The organism is Saccharibacillus endophyticus, assembly GCF_013185185.1.
GTDB lineage: Bacteria > Bacillota > Bacilli > Paenibacillales > Paenibacillaceae > Saccharibacillus > Saccharibacillus endophyticus.
Window position 1 is genome coordinate 207,263 of sequence record NZ_JAAZWE010000004.1, and the last position, 18,162, is coordinate 225,424.

Sequence of the window (18,162 nt, forward strand, 5' to 3'; positions counted from 1 at the left end):
TTCACTCCTTCTTCTCCGGCGGAGCCGGGTTCGCGCCCGCGATCGTGCCTGGTTTTTTATTGGCGCCCAGCACGTTGACCCGGGTCATCTCGCCCCAACCGTGTTTTTTGCCGCGAATCGCTTGAATCAAGCCTTGCGTCCGCCATAACGTCTGCACGGGCCGGTACCAAAACGATTCCGAAAGCGCGTAGGCGAACATTTTCAGCACGTCGCGGATCCGGTTGTAATTGTGGAACCGCCATTCCTCGAACAGCACGGCTCCCGCCGAAACGAGCGAGCCGAACAGCAGCATCATCAACGCGAGCGACAGCGAGACCTGAATGTTGATCCGGTCGAGGAAAAAGCCGAACACGACCGTGATGTATCCGAATATTTCAACCAACGGCCCGAGCAGCTCGATAAACAGGAACATCGGCATCGATACCATGCCGACCCGGCCGTAGCGCGGATTCAGCACCATGTTTTTGTGCTTCCAGATGCTTTCGAACAGCCCCCGCTGCCAGCGGGTACGTTGACGGCGCAGGATGGTGAAACTTTCCGGCGCTTCCGTCCAGCACACCGGCTCCGGCACGTAAACGATGCGGGCTTTGCTTTTTCTGCGGCGGATCTCTTGGTGCAGCCGCACCGTCAATTCCATGTCTTCGCCGATGGTTCCGGTCTCGTAACCGCCGACGTCGACCACCCACTTTTTGTTGAATACCCCGAACGCGCCGGAGATCAGCAGCAGCATGTTGTAACGGCTGAGGCCGATCCGTCCCATCAGGAAGCCCCGCAGATACTCGATGACCTGCATGATGACGAGCGGCTTATCCGACAAACGCACGTTATCGCTGCTGAGGTAACCGCTGTCGACCATGCTGCCGTTGGCGATGCCGACGCTGCCGCCGGTCGCGATGATTTCTTCGCCGGGACGCGCGTCCATGATCGGTTTGACCACTTTGATAAAAGCATTCGCGTCCAGCACCGTATCGCCGTCCAGCGACACGAAATACGGGTAACGCGAGACATTGATGCCCACGTTCAGCGCGTCCGCTTTGCCGCCGTTCTCTTTGTCCACGAGCACCAGGTTCGGATGGCGCAGCGAACGGTACACGGCCCGGATCGGCTTCGTTTCCCGCTTGAGTCCGGCGAACGGCACGCGTCCTTTGACCTCGGACATATCGAATTCTTCGATCATGATGTCGGCGGTCCGGTCCTTCGATCCGTCGTTGACGACCACGATTTCGAATTGCTTGTAATTGATGCCGAGCAGCGAGCGGACGCTGCCGACGATGTTGACCTCTTCGTTATACGCCGGCACGACGATACTCAAAGGAGGCACGAGCTCCGTTTCCAATACCGTGCTGTATTGGATCGGGCTGAGATCGCGGTCGCGCCACAGGCTTCGAGCGGCGGCGGCGTACATAAAGATGTATACTCCTGCCGACAATCCGACGTAAACCATGATCGCGTAACCGAAAATCCGGTGCGCCTGCATCATGAATTCAAACCACGTTTCGTTCATACGCCCTCCTTTCCAGAATCTCCACGGCCATGTCCCGGGCGAAACGGTCCTGATGATGATCCGCCACCTGCCGGATGCGATCGATCCCGCCCCGATAGTTCGACAGCGAATTCGCGGCCTCCCGGCGAACCTCGTAGGACGGATCGGCCATCATCGCCTCGAGATGCGCGGCGAACCGCTCTTCGCGCACCGCCCCGGCCAAACGGGCGTGCATCAGGCGCTCGGGCCAGATCACCGAATCGCCTTCCGCCATGCGCGCGTCCAGCCTGTCCGCCGCCTCTTCGCTCATATACCCGAAGTTCGCCAAAGCTTTGAGCGCGCGGATGCGCGTTTCGGTATCTTCGGACTTCATGCAGCGCTCCAGCAGTTCCAGCACTTCGGTCGTCCGGACATTGCCCAACCGAAGCGTATCCAACACGCAGCGCCGTACCCGAAGCGGAAGACGTTCGAAATCGCGAATCAGGCGTTCGGCCATTTCGCCTTTCATCGGGCGAAGCACCTGCAGCAGTTGAAGCTCCGAAAAGCGCTCGGCGGCCATGTCCAAGTAATCGAACGTTTCCCCGATTTGCAGCGCCGACAGCGTTCGCACCAACAAAAAGCGCTCGTCGTCCGTCTTCCCGCCTTCGCCGAGCTTGTCGAGGCGCAGCAGCAGCGGCTCTTTCAGCCCCCGTATCCGAAACTTCTCGATATGCAGCAGCGCGTTCATTCTGTCGCTCCAGCGTCTTCTTCCGAGCAAATACGCGTATTCTTCGGAAAAGTAGCCGGCGGCGAACTCGTAAATGCGCTGCCGCTCCGTCTCGGACGCGCCGACGCTGAGCCGATCCAGCAGCGCTTCCTCCAGCGCCTCGCGGCGAAGACCTTCCCCGCCTCCGGGGGCAGTCAGCCTGCGGGTTCGATCGCCGCTGCGCAAATAATCTTCAAGCGGCGAGGTCGGCGAGGCGAACACCGCAATCGCCGCCCGTACCTGCCTCCGATGCCGCATGCGGCGGATTTTCCGTTCGACAAGATAAAACAGGACCAACAAGATGACCAGCACCAGCACGGCGATCCCGATCCATACGACGAGCAAAAATTGGGAGTCGGTCATGTCATCGCCTCGACTTTGCCGAGCAGCCTGCGCACGCGGGCTTCCAGCTCGATCATGCTGAACGGCTTGGTCATGTAATCGTCCGTTCCGGCCCGGATCGCTTCCGCGATGCCGAGTTCGTCGCCGACGCCCGTCAGCATGAGCACGGTATAGACCGGATCGTAAGCGCCGCTTCGCAGCCTGCTGAGCACCTCCATGCCGTTCATTCTCGGCATCATCCGGTCCAAGATCAGCAGGTAGCGCGCAGACTCGATATGCCAAGGATCGCTCAGGAAGTCTTCGCCGTCGGAGAACGAACGGACTTCAAGCCCGTACTCTTCTTCCACGCCTTCGAGCTGACGCTCCAAAATGTTTCGGATCAACGGATCATCGTCGATGATCGCCAAACGCAGCTTGCGCGGAAGCATCCCCGAAGCGAAGCCTTCGCCGTCAGGCTTCGGCTCGCGGCCTGCCGATGCTTCGAGCGCGCGCAGCGCTCCGGCCAGCGCCTGCTGACGCGTCGAACCGGCTTCGACGTCGATGATGCCGCACACCGCGCTGACCCCGTCCGGACGCAGCAGCGCCAACACGCTTTCGTCGGCGAGCGCGCCTTCCAGAAACTCGCGGCTTCGCTCGGCGTCGAACCCCGGCTGCATCAAATAAAAACGGTTCGCCCGGTCGCGCGCCCAGATATCGCGAGGTCTGAGCATTCGCCTTACCGCATCGGAGAACGTTCGCAGAACGCGGTCGCCTTCGCGGTAGCCGGTCCGCTCGTTCAAACGGCGCAGCCCGTCCAATTCGACGGCGGCCAGCGCGAGCGGCTCCCGCCTCGCGTCCGTCGAACCGATCTGGCGCGTAAGCTCGCGCTCCAGAAACGGCATGCCGTAAGCGCCCGTCGTCTGATCCAGCAGCAGCTGCCCGGTCAGGCGACTGCGCCGGCGCGTCAAGCGACGGATGCGCACCACGAACTCTTCCGGATCGACCGGCTTGGACAGAAAATCGTCCGCCCCGTTCTCGTAAGCGCGCAGTCTCGTCGCCTTATCGGTTTTCGCCGTGATCAGCACGACCGGGATCATGTAGTTGTCGCACAGCTCGCGCAGCCGTTCCATCAGCTCGAAGCCGGATTGTTCCGGCAGCAGCACGTCGAGAACGGCGCAATCCGGCCGCATTTCGTAAAACCATTCGACGGCCTTATCGAAGCGCGGAGTGGCGAACACGGTAAATCCCCGTTCTTCCAGCACGTCCTTCAGCAGCGCAAGCAGGCTGAGATCGTCGTCGAGCAGCAGCACGGTTCCTTCCGACTCGGCAAGCGCACCGGAAGCGCCGGTCCGGAAACCGGACTCCGAACGACGGTTAACCTCGCTGCCCGGCGAAGCCTTTGCGCCCTGAATAACTTCGCCGGCCTGCATGGGCGCGGCGTCCGACGAGGCGGCTGCTTCCGGAATCGGGGCGCTTTTCGACGATTCCGGCACGCCCAGGCTGCGGGCGATCGCGTTGCGAAGATTGCCGAACGTTTCCGAAGTTCGGCTCGGAGCATCGGAACGGCTCGAATCGTACCCTTCCGCAGTTTCCGAAGCCTGGTTCGGCAAAGATCCGAGGTTCGGTGCGGACGCCCCGGCGGGCTTCGCCTCTTGCTCTTCGCTCAACAGCTCCGACAATTCGGCCAGTTTGCCGCTCAATTCCTCGCCGCTGAACACGCGGTCGCCGTGCTCGTCAAAATCGTCAAGCAGCCTTAGGGAGGCTTCATACCACGCCTGCAAACCGATGGTACCCGAGGTGCCCTTGATCGAATGCAGCATCCGGTAAACGGAACGTTCGTCGCTGCGGGCACCGGGCTTCAGGATTCTGCCCAAGTTGTCTCCCGTCTGGTCGATAAACAGCTTCTGATATTTGTTCATGTAGGCTCTCCTTTATCTTCGGATTCGATTTCCGCGATCGCGAAATCCGTCTCGACCTCGATCTGTCGCACGCCCAGGCCGTGCGTTTCCAGCGAAGCTCTGGCCAATGCTTCGCTTGGCAAAGGCAGCGCAAGTTCCGTTCGGGCCTTGACGGAAGTGATCATCCGACGTCCGAGTTCCAGCAGCTCGCGCACCGTGAACGGCTTGCGCAAATACTTGCCGCTCTCCGATTCGGCATATCCTTCGGGCGGATCAAGTGCCGAAGACACGATCACAGGAACGTTTCGCAAACTTTCGTCCGCGGCGAGATAACGGATGAAATCCCAACCGCTTTGCTCGCCGGCCAGCGACAGATCCACCACGCACAGCCGCGGAGCGGCTTGGGCATTTCCCGCTTCCAGCGCGAGCAGCGCGGTCTCGGCTTCGGAGAATCGGCAGACCCGGAACGCCTCGCCGCGGAACGCTTCTTCGATCAAGCCGCCGAGGCTGTCGTCGTCTTCCAGGACCAATACCGCTCCCGCCGCGGACGGCAGTTCGAGGAGCGGCAGCGCGAATCGGAACGCGCTGCCGACGCCGAGCGTCGAATCGAACGAAATCTCGCCGCCCAGTCCTTCGACCATCTCTTTCACGATGGCAAGCCCCAGACCCGTGCCGCCGATCTGGCGGCGGTCGGAGTTGTCGACCCGGTAAAACTTGCCGAACAGTTGAGGCTTCGCTTCTTCGGGGATGCCGAGCCCGTAATCCCGGATTTCGACGACCCAACGGTCCTCCGCTTCCGCCTCTTTCGAAGGCTCCCGCCGAATCTCGCAATCCACGAGCATTTTGCCCGGCGAGTATTTGATCGCGTTGCTCAGCAGATTGTGCAGCACTTGTTTCAAACGGTCACCGTCGCTGCGAACCACGCACGGTTCTTCCGGCAGCGTCAGCCGCACCTCGTGACCGGAACGCCCGTCCCATTGCGCCGCGATATCCGCCGTCAATTCTTTAAGGTTCAGCGGCAGCATGCGGTACGTCTGCTTGCCCGCTTCGATCCGCTGGAGATCGAGGAAGTCCCCGATCAATCCGGACAACCGGGTGGCTTCGCCGTGAATGGTCCTCAAGTACTTCTGCGCTTTCTCGGGCTTGACCGTCCGGTTCAGCATGATTTCGGCGAAGCCGAGTATGCTCGCGAGCGGCGTCCGCAACTCGTGAGACACGACGCTGACGAACTCGTCCCGAAGCCGGTTGGTCTCTTCTTCTTCCGTCCGGTCGCGAAACACGAACAGGCGCACGTCGCCCCACAGCACGTCTTCGACCTTCTGGACATATACTTCGAAATACCGGGCGGAACGTCCGGGAGGCTCGAAAGCGTAACGTGCCCGCGTACCGTCCAGCCCGGAATCCAGCGCCAGACGGATCCGTTCGCCCGAGTCGTCCTCGATGCCGAATTTCGAATTCATCTCGTCCATCGCGTCGGCGAAGTTGCGGCCCGAGCAGAAGATCGGGTCCAGCATCTCGCCGGTAATCTGATTGCACATCAGGATTTCGCCGGAAGGCGAGCAGACGACCAGCGCTTCGTGGATCGAGTCGATGACCTGCTGCGTGGAGTCGCGCTGGTGCAGCAAATTGCGCTTCTCCTTTTCCAAATCCCGATTCAGGCGCTCCAGCTCCCGGCTCTGCCGCTGCCGCTCCGCCTGCGTCAACTGCGCCACCAACGCTCCGATAAATTGACGGATCATTCCGGCCGTCAATTCTTCTTCGCCGTCCGCGGAAGGCCGGTCGCCGTAAATGGTCAACAGCAAAAATCCGGCCGGACGCTCCTGTCCTCCCCCGTCGTAGACCGGGTAATACGTATCCACAGCCGTCTCGTAAGCTCCGTGAACGCCTGCTTCCGCCCCGGAAACCGGACGCCGCCGCGTCACCGGACGATTCGCGGCGATCGCTTGCAGCGCCGGTCCGGCCGGTTCCCCGACGAATGCGGCTTGCGACGAGGCGGGATACCCGCTGCTGTACAGCAGCTCGTAGCGTTCTTCGCCGAAACGGGCACGGAACGCTTCGTCCGCGTAAGCTTCGGGGTGGTCGCCCGCAAGCGCGTCCGCCCGCCAACCTTCGGCGGGGGTGCGTCGGCTATCGCCGCTGCGCATGACGAGCATCGCCGCGTCGCGTCCGGTGACGAAAATAAGCTGACCGATCGCTTCCCGCAAAAAGTCGCCGAATTCCGTCAGGCCGACCAAAGCACGCTGATACGTGTTGATCGCTTCCAACTGCTCTTCGCGGCGGGTCAGACGTTCGAGCGCGCGTTCCAATTGTTCCCGCTGCTCAAGAATTTGCTCGTTCTGCGCTTCGAGCTCGTCGTTTTGCGCTTCGAGTTCTTCGCGCTGTTCCTCGATGTGCAGCAGATTGTTTTCCAGCTCGGCCTGCCTGCTGCGAATGCCTTCGGCCATGCGTCCGATTCCTTCGAACAGGCTGCCGATTTCGTTGCGGTGGGGCGCGGCGTCAAGCTCGACGATCTCGCCGCGTTCGATCCGGCCCACGGCCGACTCGGCTTGAACCACCGGCGATATGAACGATTTTCTCAAGTAACGGATCAGCAGCAGGGCGGCGGCCAGCGCCGCGATCAGAGCCGCTCCAGGCACGATCAAAACCATGCGAGCCAAAAAGCGTCCCCGGTCGGTCAGTTCCACGATCCGATCCCTCTGTTGCCCGACAAGTCCCGAAAATTCGTCTTCCATCTGTCGCACGAGCGCGCTGCCTTCCGTTTGGGACAGCGTCTCGAGCGCGCCTTCGTTTCCGGCCGCGATCAATTGCAGCGCCTCGACGTAATACGATTCGAAGCGGCCGTTCATTTCGGAGAGCGGATCGATGTCCGATGCATTTTCCGCGGCGTAAGCGGCACTCAAACGATTGAACAACAGATCGTAATCGGCCCGTGCCGACGTTGCCCGGTTTTGCAAATCTTCCCTGCCGTAAGCCGCGTAAGCGCGCAGGTACGATACCGATTCCAAAAAAGCGCGCTCCGTGTCCTGAAGCAGGTTCAATCGTTCGATCCGATCATCGAGCTGAGCCGAAATGTCCGTATACTGCCGATGCACGCCCCATTCCACAGCCGCAAGCAGCAGTCCGAATACCAAAAACAAAGCCATTGTGCCGTAAGCGATCCGCCGCTGCAAACTTCCTCCGACCTTGCCGATCATGGAGCGCCTTCCCCGGTCAAGTCATGCACGATTTCCGTTAATTCCGCGGGGCTGAACGGTTTGGAGACGAATATCGAGACGCCGGCTTGCCGGGCCTCCTCGCGGTCTTTCTCCTCGGCTTTGGCTGTCAGCAGGATCACAGGCTTTTGCGCGTTAATCCCGCCTTCGGCCCGCAGCCAGCGGCAGACCTCGATTCCCGTCGCTTCGGGCATCATGTAATCGAGAATGACCAGATCGTACTCTCCGTAGCGCAAACTGTCGATGGCAAGCCTGCCGTCTTCGGCTTCGTCGATATCGAATCCTTCCTCTTCAAGCGTCTCCGTCAACAGGAATCGAAGCACCATCTCGTCTTCGGCGATCAGTATTTTCTTGTTTCCCAATTTGGCCACCCCGTTCGTATACGGCTTCCGGACATTTGGAAACCGGTGGAATTTTCGGTTCTCTCTTAATCTTACCCCAAAACTCGCTTTTCGTGCCGGATCGCTTACAAAGCTTCCGATGCCTTATGGTATACTGAAAAAGACGCGCCCCGGCGCATTTCATTCTTTTACAGAGAAGAGGCCCATAGATGATCGATTGGATCAATTCGATATTCGACAAATTCTTTTCCTTGAATCCGATCCTGCTCAGCGTGCTGTTCACCTTGTTCTTCGCGGGAATGGCGTTCATGGCGCTTTTCATGCGGATGAAAGCCAGCAAACGTCCGCTCACGGTTCGCAAGATCATGATGCCGCCGGTCGGGATGGCTACCGGATTTTTCATGTTCGTCATTCGCGATATCCAGATTCCGTGGTTGGGCGCGTTGACGGCGTTTTTGGTGGGTTGGTTCCTGTTCGCTTATCCGCTCATACTCGGAACGAAGTTCGAGCAGGTCGGCAGCGATCTGTTCGTCAAAAGGTCCAAAGCTTTTCTGCTCATCCTCGTCGTGCTGATCGTGATCCGTCTGGCGCTGCACGGCTACGTCGAGCAGTTCGTGACGCTCCCGCAGACCGGCGGCGTGTTCTTTATCCTCGCGTTCGGCATGATCCTGCATTGGAGGCTCAATATGCTGCTGCGGTTTAAGCGGATGACGCGGGGGACAAACGCGGGGACGGCAGGCGTCTGAAGGTAGGAGACGCTTCGGGAAAAATTCGTTCAAGGCGCTGTCTCACGCAGAAAGCTTACAGCTTTCCGCGTTCAAAGGCGCCATTCACTGAATTTTCCCCTCCGCTGCGTCCTCTCGTTTAAGTGGGGTTCAGAAGAAAAATCAATAAAGATTAAAGACGGAACCTTCGGGTTTCGTCTTTTTGGTTGGCGACTTTTTATAGGCAAGAAGCGTTAAGCTGTTCAATCGTGACGAACCGTGCGTTTGCATTTGATTCGCTACCGGGACTATCCGCAGCTTTCCTTTTTTTCTATAAAAAAACGAGGAACGGCAAAGCCTTTCGGCCCCGTTCCTCGTTTTTTCAAAAGCTCAGTCCAACAATCATTCACTGCAAATTCAGCTTAACGCTTCAAACTTTTGCCGTTCGTCGCGATGACTTCTTTGTACCAGTTGAACGATTTTTTCTTGTAACGCTCAAGCGTGCCGCTGCCGTCGTCGTGACGGTCGACGTAGATGAAGCCGTAGCGTTTTTTCAGTTGTGCCGTCGATGCGCTGACCAGGTCGATGCAGCCCCAAGTCGTGTAGCCCATTACGTCCACGCCGTCTTCGATCGCTTCGCCCACTTGCACGAGGTGATCGTTCAGGTAGTTGATGCGGTAGTCGTCTTCGACCGTCTTCTCGCCTTTGTCGTTCGTGATCAGCTCGTCGACCGCGCCCAGGCCGTTTTCCACGATGAACAACGGTTTTTGGTAACGATCCCAGAAGTAGTTCAAGACGTAACGCAGGCCTTTCGGGTCGATCTGCCAGCCCCACTCGCTTGCTTGAAGATGAGGGTTCGGCACGCCGCCGAGCAGGTTGCCTTCGCCTCTTGCTTTCATGGCAGGGTCGGCCGTTTCGCAGATGCTCATGTAGTAGCTGAACGAAACGAAGTCGACGGTGTGCTTCAGGACTTCTTCGTCGCCTTCTTCGAATTTGATCGTGATGTCGTTCTCGCGCAGGTAACGCTTCATGTAACCCGGGTAAACGCCTCGTACGTGAATGTCGGCAAACGCCATGTTTTTGTGATCCGATTCCATCGCTTGGATCACGTCGTCCGGGTTAGGCGTCATTGGGTAGATCGGCATGCTCAGAACCATGCAGCCGATTTGGAAGTCAGGGTTGATCTCGTGACCGATCTTGACCGTCTTCGCGCTCGCAACCAGCTCGTGGTGGATCGCTTGGTACAGGTCTTGTTTGCTCAGTTCTTTCTTAGGCGTGGAGATACCGCCGCTCATGAACGGCGCTTCCAGGATCGAGTTGATCTCGTTGAACGTCAGCCAGTATTTGACTTTGTCTTTATAACGCTTGAATACCGTCGTGGCATAGTTGACGTAGAAGTCGACCATTTTCCGGTTAACCCAGCCGTCATACTCGCGGGACAGGTGCAGCGGCGTTTCGTAGTGGGAAATGGTAACGAGCGGCTCGATGCCGTATTTGCGGCACTCGTCGAACAGGTCGTCGTAGAATTTCAGGCCTGCTTCGTTCGGCTCGGCTTCGTCGCCTTTCGGGAAGATGCGCGACCATGCGATCGAAGTACGGAAGACTTTGAAGCCCATTTCGGCAAACAGCTTCACGTCTTCTTTGTAACGGTTATAGAAATCGATGCCGATCAGCTTCATGTTATCGTCGGTCGGATCCTGCGTGATCAGAGGATCGGTGTCGTGCCCGCCTTGGCCGATGCCGCCTTTCGGCGTAACGTCCTGGATCGAGAGGCCTTTGCCGTCCGCGTTGTATCCGCCTTCGAGCTGGTTCGCCGCTACCGCGCCGCCCCACAAAAAGTTTTCCGGAAACCGTGTAGTCATTATCGATTCACTCCTGTGTGTTAGAATGGAAGTAAAGTGCTTACCGTTAGCATAAATCGTGAAACGCGTTCCACGTCAAGCGTAAGGAGAGACGTTATGTCCAATCTTGAACAAATCGCGAAACTTTCCGGCTTTTCCAAGGCGACGGTCTCGCGCGTATTGAACAAATCCCGCCATGTCAGCCCCGGGACGAGGGAAAAAATTCTGCAGGTCATCCGGGAAATGGACTACGTGCCGAACCGCAACGCCGTATCTCTTTCCAAAGGCAAAACGCTTCAAATCGGCATGATTACGGCAGGCATTACCGAAGTCATCCTTCCTTTCATGACCAGCTTCGTCGAAGTCGCGGCGGAACACGGTTTCCAAACGATCATCTATACCTCGGACTCGGATCGCGACCGGGAGCTGCAAGCGTTTGAAGATCTGAAGCAAAAAAGGGTCGACGGACTGCTTATCATTACCTGCGTCAACGAACTGTCCGTCGTCAGCTCGTACGGCAAATACGGCCCGATCGTGTCGTGGCAGCGAATGGATCGACCGGATATTCCTTCCGTGGCCATGGACCAATATGACGGTTACGCGCTGGCGATCGAGCATCTGCTTGCGCGCGGCGTAACGAAGATTGCCAATGCGTTCGGCCGCCCGAGCAGCCTGAATACGCTGCGTCGAATTCAGGCCTACGAGGATAAAATGACCGCAAGCGGCCTTCCGATTCGGCAGGATTGGTACTTCAATGCCGTCTATCACCTCGAGGACGGTCAAGAAGTCGTCCGCCGCCTGCTCGGCGCGCCTTCGCAGCGTCTGACGGATGCGCATGCCAGACGCGAAGCGGCAGCGGGCGAGCCCGGCGTGCTGGAAACGTATGCGCAAGCTTCGAATCCACGCTCTACCGACGATCGCGCTTCCCGTCCTCGCTTGGAATGGACGGAAGAAGAAGCAGCGTCGAAACCGGAGCGCTCTCGCGGACGCGCCTGTGCCGACCCCGATAACGAGGGGCCTGTGCGTCCGTTCGAGCGCGAGCATCCCTTCGGCGAGGCATCGACGCAGTTCGGATCGGACGACACGGAGTCTCAAGCGCAAGCAAGAGATTCTGATGAACTGCCCCAAGCCGTCGTCTGCGCCAATGACTATGTCGCCGCAGGCATTCTGAGCGAAGCTCGACGAATGGGCTGGGATGTTCCGGCCAAGCTTCGGATCGTCAGCTTCGACAATATGCAGATCGCAGGCACGCTGGGCTTGACCAGCGTTCAGAACCCGATTCGCGATCAAGCTTATAACGCTTTTGCTTTGCTGTCTCCCAACCTGCTCGGTCAGCAAATCCCTCTGAAACCGCTAGGTTTCAGCCTCGCCGTACGCGAAACGACTTGAACGCATGACACTCAAGAAAGGAGCCGATTCATTTGAGGCCCAGCACCACCTCTGCATTAAAAGTAACATCCGCTATATTACTGGTTCTGATCCTGATCGGTCTTGCCTTTTTGCTGCTCAGGGATCGGCCCGCAACCACAAATACCGTAAGTTCTTCCGCTTATTCAAACAACGAGACTCAAAACATGAACGCCGATTCAGTAAAAGATCAGATCGCTGCCATCGTTTCTTTGGCCCGGGAAGGCCAGGTCGAGACCTCGGGCTTCATCGTCGGAGAAACAACCCAAAACGAAGTCGTCGCGAAGTGGCGGACCCCTGAACAGACCTCGGAAAACGGCGGAATGGTATTTGCGGAATATCCGGCAAACTTCGCGACATTCGGTTATCGCGACGATATCGCGATCGATCTGCGTTCCGACGATCCGGCGCTGCAAAAGATTCATTATTTGGATCTTCTCGCCGAACTCGGCGATGCGGATCGCGTGACGACGTACAGCGACGACGCCGTCGATCAAATTATTTTGGGGTATGACTTGCCTGGCGGATACACGCTAAGATGGATCTTCCCGAAGCCGTGGAGCGGTTCCGGGAATGAAACGGAAACTGCCGGAAATCCGGTGCTCGACCATATTTCATTGCTCGGCCCGGCGAAAAACGCTGCGGCGGATGCCCCCGATGTCGCCGTTCCGGCAAAGCCCGAACACCCCGCCGATACGGCGGATAGTCCCTCGGACGACTCGGCGCAAGCAGCATCCGACGATTCCGCTTTGAAACCTTCCGAAGAGGTGACCGCATTGCTCGACAACATGACGTTGGACGAGAAAATCGGCCAGATGATCGTCGCGGGCGTAGAGGGCACTTCGCTACGCGAAGAAGACCGCACGCTGCTTCATGACCACGGCGTAGGCGGCGTAATCCTTTATGCGGACAATATCGACTCGGCGGCGCAAACGAAGTCTTTTGTGAATGAGATCAAAGCCGCCAATCGGGAAAAGGAACTTCCCTTGTTTATCAGCGTCGATCAGGAAGGCGGACGCGTAGCGCGGTTAAAAGGCGTAGCGAAAGTGCCGACGGCAGGAAAAGTAGGCAAGGAAAACGACGCAGCCTATGCACGCTCTATCGGCGAACTGCTGGGCGATCAGTTGCTCTCCCAGGGCTTCAACCTCGACTATGCGCCCGTGCTTGACGTGAACAGCAACCCGGATAATCCCGTAATCGGCGACCGCTCGTTCGGCAGTAGCGCCGCTCTGGTCTCCAAGCTCGGAATCGCGGTCATGCAGGGCCTTGAGTCGAAGAACGTTATCCCTGTAGTCAAACATTTCCCCGGCCACGGCGACACCTCCGTCGATTCGCATATCGCGCTTCCGGTCGTGAACAAAAGTCTGGACGAACTGGACAAGCTGGAGTTGATTCCTTTTAAAAAGGCGATCGCCGAAGGCGCAGACGTCGTGATGATCGCCCACATTCTCCTTCCGAAGCTCGACAGCGAGTATCCGTCATCCCTGTCCAAAGCCGTCATTACCGATCTCTTGCGCAGCCGCCTCGGCTTTGACGGCGTAGTCATGACCGACGACATGACCATGGGCGCCATCGCAGAAAATTACGGCCTGGGCGAAGCCTCCGTCCATTCCGTTCAAGCCGGAAGCGACATCCTGCTTGTTGCCCACCGCGCCGATAACGCCATCGCGGCAATCGAAGCCGTCAAGCAAGCCGTTGCGGAAGGTAAAATCTCCGAGAAACGTATCGACGAAAGCGTAGCCAGAATCGTCGCTCTTAAGCAGAAATATCTGCTGAATAATTAAGGCTTTGCTATAAGCCGCCTACCCACTCCTGAACATGAAATAGCCTCTGGCGTAAGCCGTAGGTAAGGATGCCTAGAAAGCATAACGTAGCTGGAAGCCAGAAAACGGAGAGAAAAATTCAGTGTAGGTGAAGGCTTTCGGAGAAAGCCACTTCGAGAGCATATGCTTAGCGTTCGCCTTTGAAATCGGGAAAATTACACTTTAAATTTAATCCTTTTCCCGATTTCAACACGCGACCGGAACGAATTTCTCTTGGAGCTTTCTGGCTTCCCTGCCGAAGTCACTTTCGAAGCCATACCAAAGCCTCCGGCAGACGCCGGAGGCTTTTTCAGGTCAAACTATTTAAAACCCGACATTGTCGACGAGTTCGATATTCCCGTTCTTGAACGTCGTCTTCGCTCCGTTCGTGTTCATAAGCGTGTTCCGCTCGAATTTCACGTTGCGGACGACGCCGCCTCCCCAGACCCCGATGCCTCTGTGGGCTCCGTTCGTGATCGTGTTTTCGCTAAATTCAATATTACTGATCGTGCCCTGGCCGGCATAGACCAGTACGTTCGGATGCTTTTCGGGTTCTTTGATGCCGGTATGGTTCACCGTATTTTTGACCACTTTTACGCCGTCGACGTTCATCGTGTTATACGACCCTTCCGTCGCGATATAAATTCCGGCCATCATCGTATTTTTCACGCTGTTATTTTCAATGGTTACGTTCTCGCCGCCCACGACCGAGATCCCGCGCGCTTTGGATAAGCCGCCTACCTCATTATCGCGAATCGTCACCGCTCTCACCGGCACAGGACTGGTCTTATAACTCACTACAGCGATACCGTCGTCTCCCGCTGCCGTAACCGTATTATTTTCAACCGTAATATGATGGCTTTCCGTCGTTATATGAATGCCGTCCGCGCCGGTGTTCGCCACCGTGTTATTGGAGATGATTCCGTTATTCGATCCGTATGCGACCATGATCCCCGCCGTGCTGGACTTGTTGACGGATACGTTGTCGATCACGAAATTGCCGGCTCCGCGTACCGTAATGCTGTTTTTTTCATGCGCTCCGTTGCCGCGGGGAACCGTCGTTTCGTAAACATGCTTCAGGTTGCGAAGGGAAACGCCGCTGCCTTTCAAGTCGATCGAACCCTTCTGCGGATCCGTCGAAACCAATACTGTTGCGGCCTTGCCGGCTCCCTCCATTCGGATACTGTCGATCGTCAATATTTTGCTAAGATGAAATGTACCCGCAGGGACATGCAAGGCCTTGTTTTGTTGCTTGGCTGCCTTGGCGGCTGCGGCAAAAGCCGAATGGTCATCTTTCCCGTCATTGGCGACCGCCCCGAAATCCGTAACCGACAAGGCCGCTGCCGAAGCGGTAGAAGAAGCGCCGATCCCGGCGTCGGTCCTGTAGACGGCCGGCGGCTGGCCTGCCGCATAAGCAGGCGCACCGGATGCAAACGACCCGCCTACGATTAGGGATAAAGCTGCTGTACCGAGGAGCCATTGATGTTTTTTCATGATGTTCATCCTCCATTTTTTGGTATACCATTTATTCCCACTAATTGGATCTAAGTTTACAATTATTTATTCTTTTGATTCAAAAAGACTAATTATATGCGAATAAATTACTATTTAAATCCATTTAAATCCATATTTTTTCTAGTTATTCCGATCTTGCTTTTTAGGTCTTTAGCATTTTTCTTCAAGGTCTCTATTCTTATTTTTTGAATTTTCATGATTCGCTTAGCGAGATCCGGATGGTGGGCTTTTTTATGTAAAAGAAAGGCGATGACCGGGAAAAATCCCGATCATCGCCTTTTTGAAGCACTCTATTCGACTTGTTGTTCTTACGCTTTGACCAGCTGCTTGCCCAAGTTATCGCCGCTGAACAGGCCCAGGAAAGCTTCGGGCGTTCGCTCGAATCCTTCAATGATATTTTCCCGGTATTTCAACTTGCCTTCTTTCAACCAACCGGCCATTTCCGGAATGGCTTCGCTGTACCGATCCTGATATTGGCCGACCAAGAAGCCCTTCACGAGCGCCGTACGCGTAAGCAATTGGGGCAGGAAACGCGGTCCCGGCTCTTTTTTCGCTACATTATACAAAGAGATCTGGCCGCACAACGGAATCCGCGCATTCGAGTTCAGCAGTTCGAACACCGCATCCGTCACTTCGCCGCCTACGTTGTCGAAGTATACGTCCACGCCGTCCGGGCAGGCAGCCGCCAAAGCTTCGCCAAGCGACTCCGTTTTATAATTCACGACGGCGTCAAAGCCAAGCTCTTCCGACAGATAGCGGTTCTTCTCCTCCGATCCCGAGATGCCGACCACGCGAGCGCCTTTGATCTTGGCGATCTGGCCGACGATCATGCCGACCGCGCCGCCAGCACCGGATACGACGACCGTCTCGCCCGCTTTCGGTTGCCCGATATCCAGCAAGCCGAAATAAGCGGTTAATCCGGTCATGCCAAGCACGCCGAGAGCCGTCTGGATCGGAGCCAGATCCGGATCGACCGGAGCGACCTGGTCGCCGCTTACCGTCGCATGAGTCTGCCATCCCCAGCCGCCCAGCACGATATCGCCGACTTTGCGGGAAGCATGGCGGCTTTCGATGACCCGACCGATCGAGCCCCCGCCCAGCGTGCCTCCGATCTCGTAAGGCTTGGAATACGACTTGGCATCATTCATTCGGCCGCGCATGTACGGGTCTACCGACAGGTACAACGTCTCTACCGAAATCTCGCCGTCCTGCGGCGCTTCCAGCTCTTCCGTCTTCAGTTCAAAGTTATCCTGGGTAGGCATGCCTTCGGGACGACTAGCGAGCACGAATCGTTTCTTCTGTGTCATTATTCATTCACCTCCGTCAAAATTCGCCCAGCGCTTCTTCTGTTGAAAGAATTCAAAGAACTCCAATCGAAGTCGCATCAAGGCCACCTTTATAGTTTACCCCTTATGAAGCCGATCGCCCATTTTGGTCATTTTCCCGTTCTCCCGTCCTCTTTTCTTCCATTCCGATTTGATTCGCCAACTTTTCCGTTCAAGATGTCATGTATCGTAACATATTCGTGCATTTTGTGGCTGACAACCCTCTTCTTTTCCGTTAAAATGAAAGCATTGAGTTCTTTTGAAATCCTTTCATGTAAACAAGTGAACACTTAAATCTTTCATTCGATCATTTTCAATATAAAATATTAATAACTAGGGAGTGCGAATATGGGGAGAAAAAATCGCAAAGTCGCCATTATCGGATCGGGTCTGGTCGGATCAAGCTGCGCCTACGCCATGATCAACCAATCCATCTGCGACGAAATCGTCATCATCAGCCGCAACCATGAACATGCACTGGCGCAAGCGCTCGACCTGTCGCACTGTGCAGACTTTACTTCGACGCGTACCCGCGTACGTGCCGGAATCTATGCCGATTGCGGCGATGCGGATATCGTGGTGCTCACGGCGGGCGCGAACGTCAAAGCCGGTCAGACGCGTATGGACATTATCGCCGACGCCGCTTCCATCACACGCGAAGTCGTCACTGCCGTCATGGCGAGCGGTTTCGACGGCATCTTCGTGGTGGCCTCGAATCCGGTCGACGTCGTAACGCAGATTACCGCCCAAGTGTCCGGCTTGCCGCGCCATCGGGTCATCGGCACGGGCACATCCATCGATTCCGCCCGTCTCAAAACGCTGCTCGCCGACGTTTTCCAAGTCGACCCGCGCAGCGTCCACGGCTACGCGATGGGCGAACACGGCGAATCCCAATTCGTCGCCTGGTCGCACGTCACCATCGGCGGCAAACCGATTCTGCATATCATCGAAGAACACAAGCTTCGCTTCCCGGATCTCGACCTGAACGATATCGCGCGCAAAACCAAAGACGCAGGCTGGGAAATCTTCACCCGCAAAGGCTCCACCCAATTCGGCATCGGCAGCGCCATCGCTTACATCACCCGCTCCATCCTGAACGACGACCACCGCATCATCGCCGTCTCCGCGATCCTGGACGGCGAATACGGCCAATCCGACGTCTGCGTCGGCGTCCCCGCCATCATCGGCGACGGCGGCATCGAAGAACTGATCGAATTCAACTTGAGCGACGACGAAAAAGTATCTTTCCAACGCTCCTGCGACATGATCCGCACCGGCCTGAACAGCATTGCCATGCTTTCTTGAACGAATGTCTGTCTGAATTGAATTTCTTTTTCGCACAAAAAAGGCCCGGAAGACACTCCTTCCGGGCCTTTCCCTTTATCCCTAAAAAACTTGATGTGCGCTGCGACGCCAGGCGGAGGGAGAAATTCAGCTCAAAACGCCTTTGAACCCGGAAAGATTTCTTTAAAATTTCAATCAACCTTTCCGGGTGAAACAGCGTTTTGAAGCATTTCGAAGAAATGCACTTCGGAAGCATACGCTGGCAATTTCTCCCGCAGCCGCCC

General features: G+C 56.8%; 12 protein-coding genes. 4 read left to right on the top strand and 8 right to left on the bottom strand.

Translation table 11 applies throughout. The features are described 5' to 3' along the window. Position 1: 1 nt before the first annotated feature. From HRQ63_RS15635 to HRQ63_RS15655, 5 genes are read right to left on the bottom strand one after another with little or no spacing between them, the layout of a single operon-like run. Complete coding sequence (locus HRQ63_RS15635) at positions 2–1,504, bottom strand: glycosyltransferase family 2 protein (RefSeq protein ID WP_172245398.1); 1,503 nt, start codon at positions 1,502–1,504, stop codon at positions 2–4. Next, complete coding sequence (locus HRQ63_RS15640; RefSeq protein ID WP_172245400.1) at positions 1,485–2,591, bottom strand: HEAT repeat domain-containing protein; 1,107 nt, start codon at positions 2,589–2,591, stop codon at positions 1,485–1,487. Before HRQ63_RS15640 ends, HRQ63_RS15635 begins: the two co-directional genes overlap by 20 nt. Then, on the bottom strand, positions 2,588–4,468 hold the full coding sequence (locus tag HRQ63_RS15645) for a response regulator (RefSeq protein ID WP_172245402.1): 1,881 nt from the start codon (positions 4,466–4,468) through the stop codon (positions 2,588–2,590). Before HRQ63_RS15645 ends, HRQ63_RS15640 begins: the two co-directional genes overlap by 4 nt. Further along, positions 4,465–7,641 carry an ATP-binding protein gene (locus HRQ63_RS15650; protein WP_172245404.1) on the bottom strand — a complete coding sequence of 1,059 codons (3,177 nt, stop codon included), beginning with the start codon at positions 7,639–7,641 and terminating at the stop codon, positions 4,465–4,467. Before HRQ63_RS15650 ends, HRQ63_RS15645 begins: the two co-directional genes overlap by 4 nt. Beyond that, positions 7,638–8,021: a response regulator gene (locus HRQ63_RS15655; protein ID WP_172245406.1), complete on the bottom strand. Its 384-nt coding sequence runs from the start codon at positions 8,019–8,021 to the stop codon at positions 7,638–7,640. The genes HRQ63_RS15650 and HRQ63_RS15655 overlap by 4 nt, the downstream gene beginning before the upstream one ends. Positions 8,022–8,209: 188 nt before the next feature. Here HRQ63_RS15655 and HRQ63_RS15660 point away from each other — a divergent pair, with 188 nt between their 5' ends. Then, positions 8,210–8,746, top strand: a complete 537-nt coding sequence (locus HRQ63_RS15660) for a CcdC family protein (RefSeq protein ID WP_172245408.1) — start codon at positions 8,210–8,212, stop codon at positions 8,744–8,746. Positions 8,747–9,126: 380 nt separating this feature from the next. Here the strand turns inward: HRQ63_RS15660 and HRQ63_RS15665 are convergent, their stop codons facing one another. Then, positions 9,127–10,566, bottom strand: coding sequence for a glycoside hydrolase family 1 protein (locus HRQ63_RS15665; RefSeq protein WP_172245410.1), 1,440 nt, complete (start codon positions 10,564–10,566; stop codon positions 9,127–9,129). 96 nt (positions 10,567–10,662) lie between these two features. Here HRQ63_RS15665 and HRQ63_RS25960 point away from each other — a divergent pair, with 96 nt between their 5' ends. Both HRQ63_RS25960 and nagZ read left to right on the top strand, forming a co-directional pair. Next, positions 10,663–11,934 carry a LacI family DNA-binding transcriptional regulator gene (locus tag HRQ63_RS25960; protein ID WP_229714222.1) on the top strand — a complete coding sequence of 424 codons (1,272 nt, stop codon included), beginning with the start codon at positions 10,663–10,665 and terminating at the stop codon, positions 11,932–11,934. A gap of 185 nt (positions 11,935–12,119) precedes the next feature. Further along, positions 12,120–13,736, top strand: coding sequence for a beta-N-acetylhexosaminidase (gene nagZ, locus HRQ63_RS15680; RefSeq protein WP_172245412.1), 1,617 nt, complete (start codon positions 12,120–12,122; stop codon positions 13,734–13,736). A gap of 342 nt (positions 13,737–14,078) precedes the next feature. Here the strand turns inward: nagZ and HRQ63_RS15685 are convergent, their stop codons facing one another. After that, positions 14,079–15,248: a right-handed parallel beta-helix repeat-containing protein gene (locus HRQ63_RS15685; RefSeq protein WP_172245414.1), complete on the bottom strand. Its 1,170-nt coding sequence runs from the start codon at positions 15,246–15,248 to the stop codon at positions 14,079–14,081. Between the two features lie 329 nt (positions 15,249–15,577). Continuing rightward, positions 15,578–16,576, bottom strand: a complete 999-nt coding sequence (locus tag HRQ63_RS15690; RefSeq protein ID WP_172245416.1) for an NADP-dependent oxidoreductase — start codon at positions 16,574–16,576, stop codon at positions 15,578–15,580. Between the two features lie 366 nt (positions 16,577–16,942). On the opposite strand from HRQ63_RS15690, the gene HRQ63_RS15695 reads away from it, so the two are divergent. Then, entirely contained in the window at positions 16,943–17,899 is a 957-nt protein-coding gene (locus HRQ63_RS15695; RefSeq protein ID WP_172245418.1) for an L-lactate dehydrogenase, read from the top strand. The last annotated feature ends 263 nt before the right edge of the window (positions 17,900–18,162 follow it).

What these genes read in the sequence shown, in the direction of transcription:
- HRQ63_RS15665 (WP_172245410.1), bottom strand. Translation starts at nt 10,566, where the DNA reads ATGACTACACGGTTTCCGGAAAACTTTTTGTGGGGCGGCGCGGTAGCG.
- HRQ63_RS15650 (WP_172245404.1), bottom strand. Translation starts at nt 7,641, where the DNA reads ATGATCGGCAAGGTCGGAGGAAGTTTGCAGCGGCGGATCGCTTACGGC.
- HRQ63_RS15645 (WP_172245402.1), bottom strand. Translation starts at nt 4,468, where the DNA reads ATGAACAAATATCAGAAGCTGTTTATCGACCAGACGGGAGACAACTTG.
- HRQ63_RS15690 (WP_172245416.1), bottom strand. Translation starts at nt 16,576, where the DNA reads ATGACACAGAAGAAACGATTCGTGCTCGCTAGTCGTCCCGAAGGCATG.
- nagZ (WP_172245412.1), top strand. Translation starts at nt 12,120, where the DNA reads ATGAACGCCGATTCAGTAAAAGATCAGATCGCTGCCATCGTTTCTTTG.
- HRQ63_RS15695 (WP_172245418.1), top strand. Translation starts at nt 16,943, where the DNA reads ATGGGGAGAAAAAATCGCAAAGTCGCCATTATCGGATCGGGTCTGGTC.
- HRQ63_RS15640 (WP_172245400.1), bottom strand. Translation starts at nt 2,591, where the DNA reads ATGACCGACTCCCAATTTTTGCTCGTCGTATGGATCGGGATCGCCGTG.
- HRQ63_RS15635 (WP_172245398.1), bottom strand. Translation starts at nt 1,504, where the DNA reads ATGAACGAAACGTGGTTTGAATTCATGATGCAGGCGCACCGGATTTTC.
- HRQ63_RS15685 (WP_172245414.1), bottom strand. Translation starts at nt 15,248, where the DNA reads ATGAAAAAACATCAATGGCTCCTCGGTACAGCAGCTTTATCCCTAATC.
- HRQ63_RS25960 (WP_229714222.1), top strand. Translation starts at nt 10,663, where the DNA reads ATGTCCAATCTTGAACAAATCGCGAAACTTTCCGGCTTTTCCAAGGCG.
- HRQ63_RS15660 (WP_172245408.1), top strand. Translation starts at nt 8,210, where the DNA reads ATGATCGATTGGATCAATTCGATATTCGACAAATTCTTTTCCTTGAAT.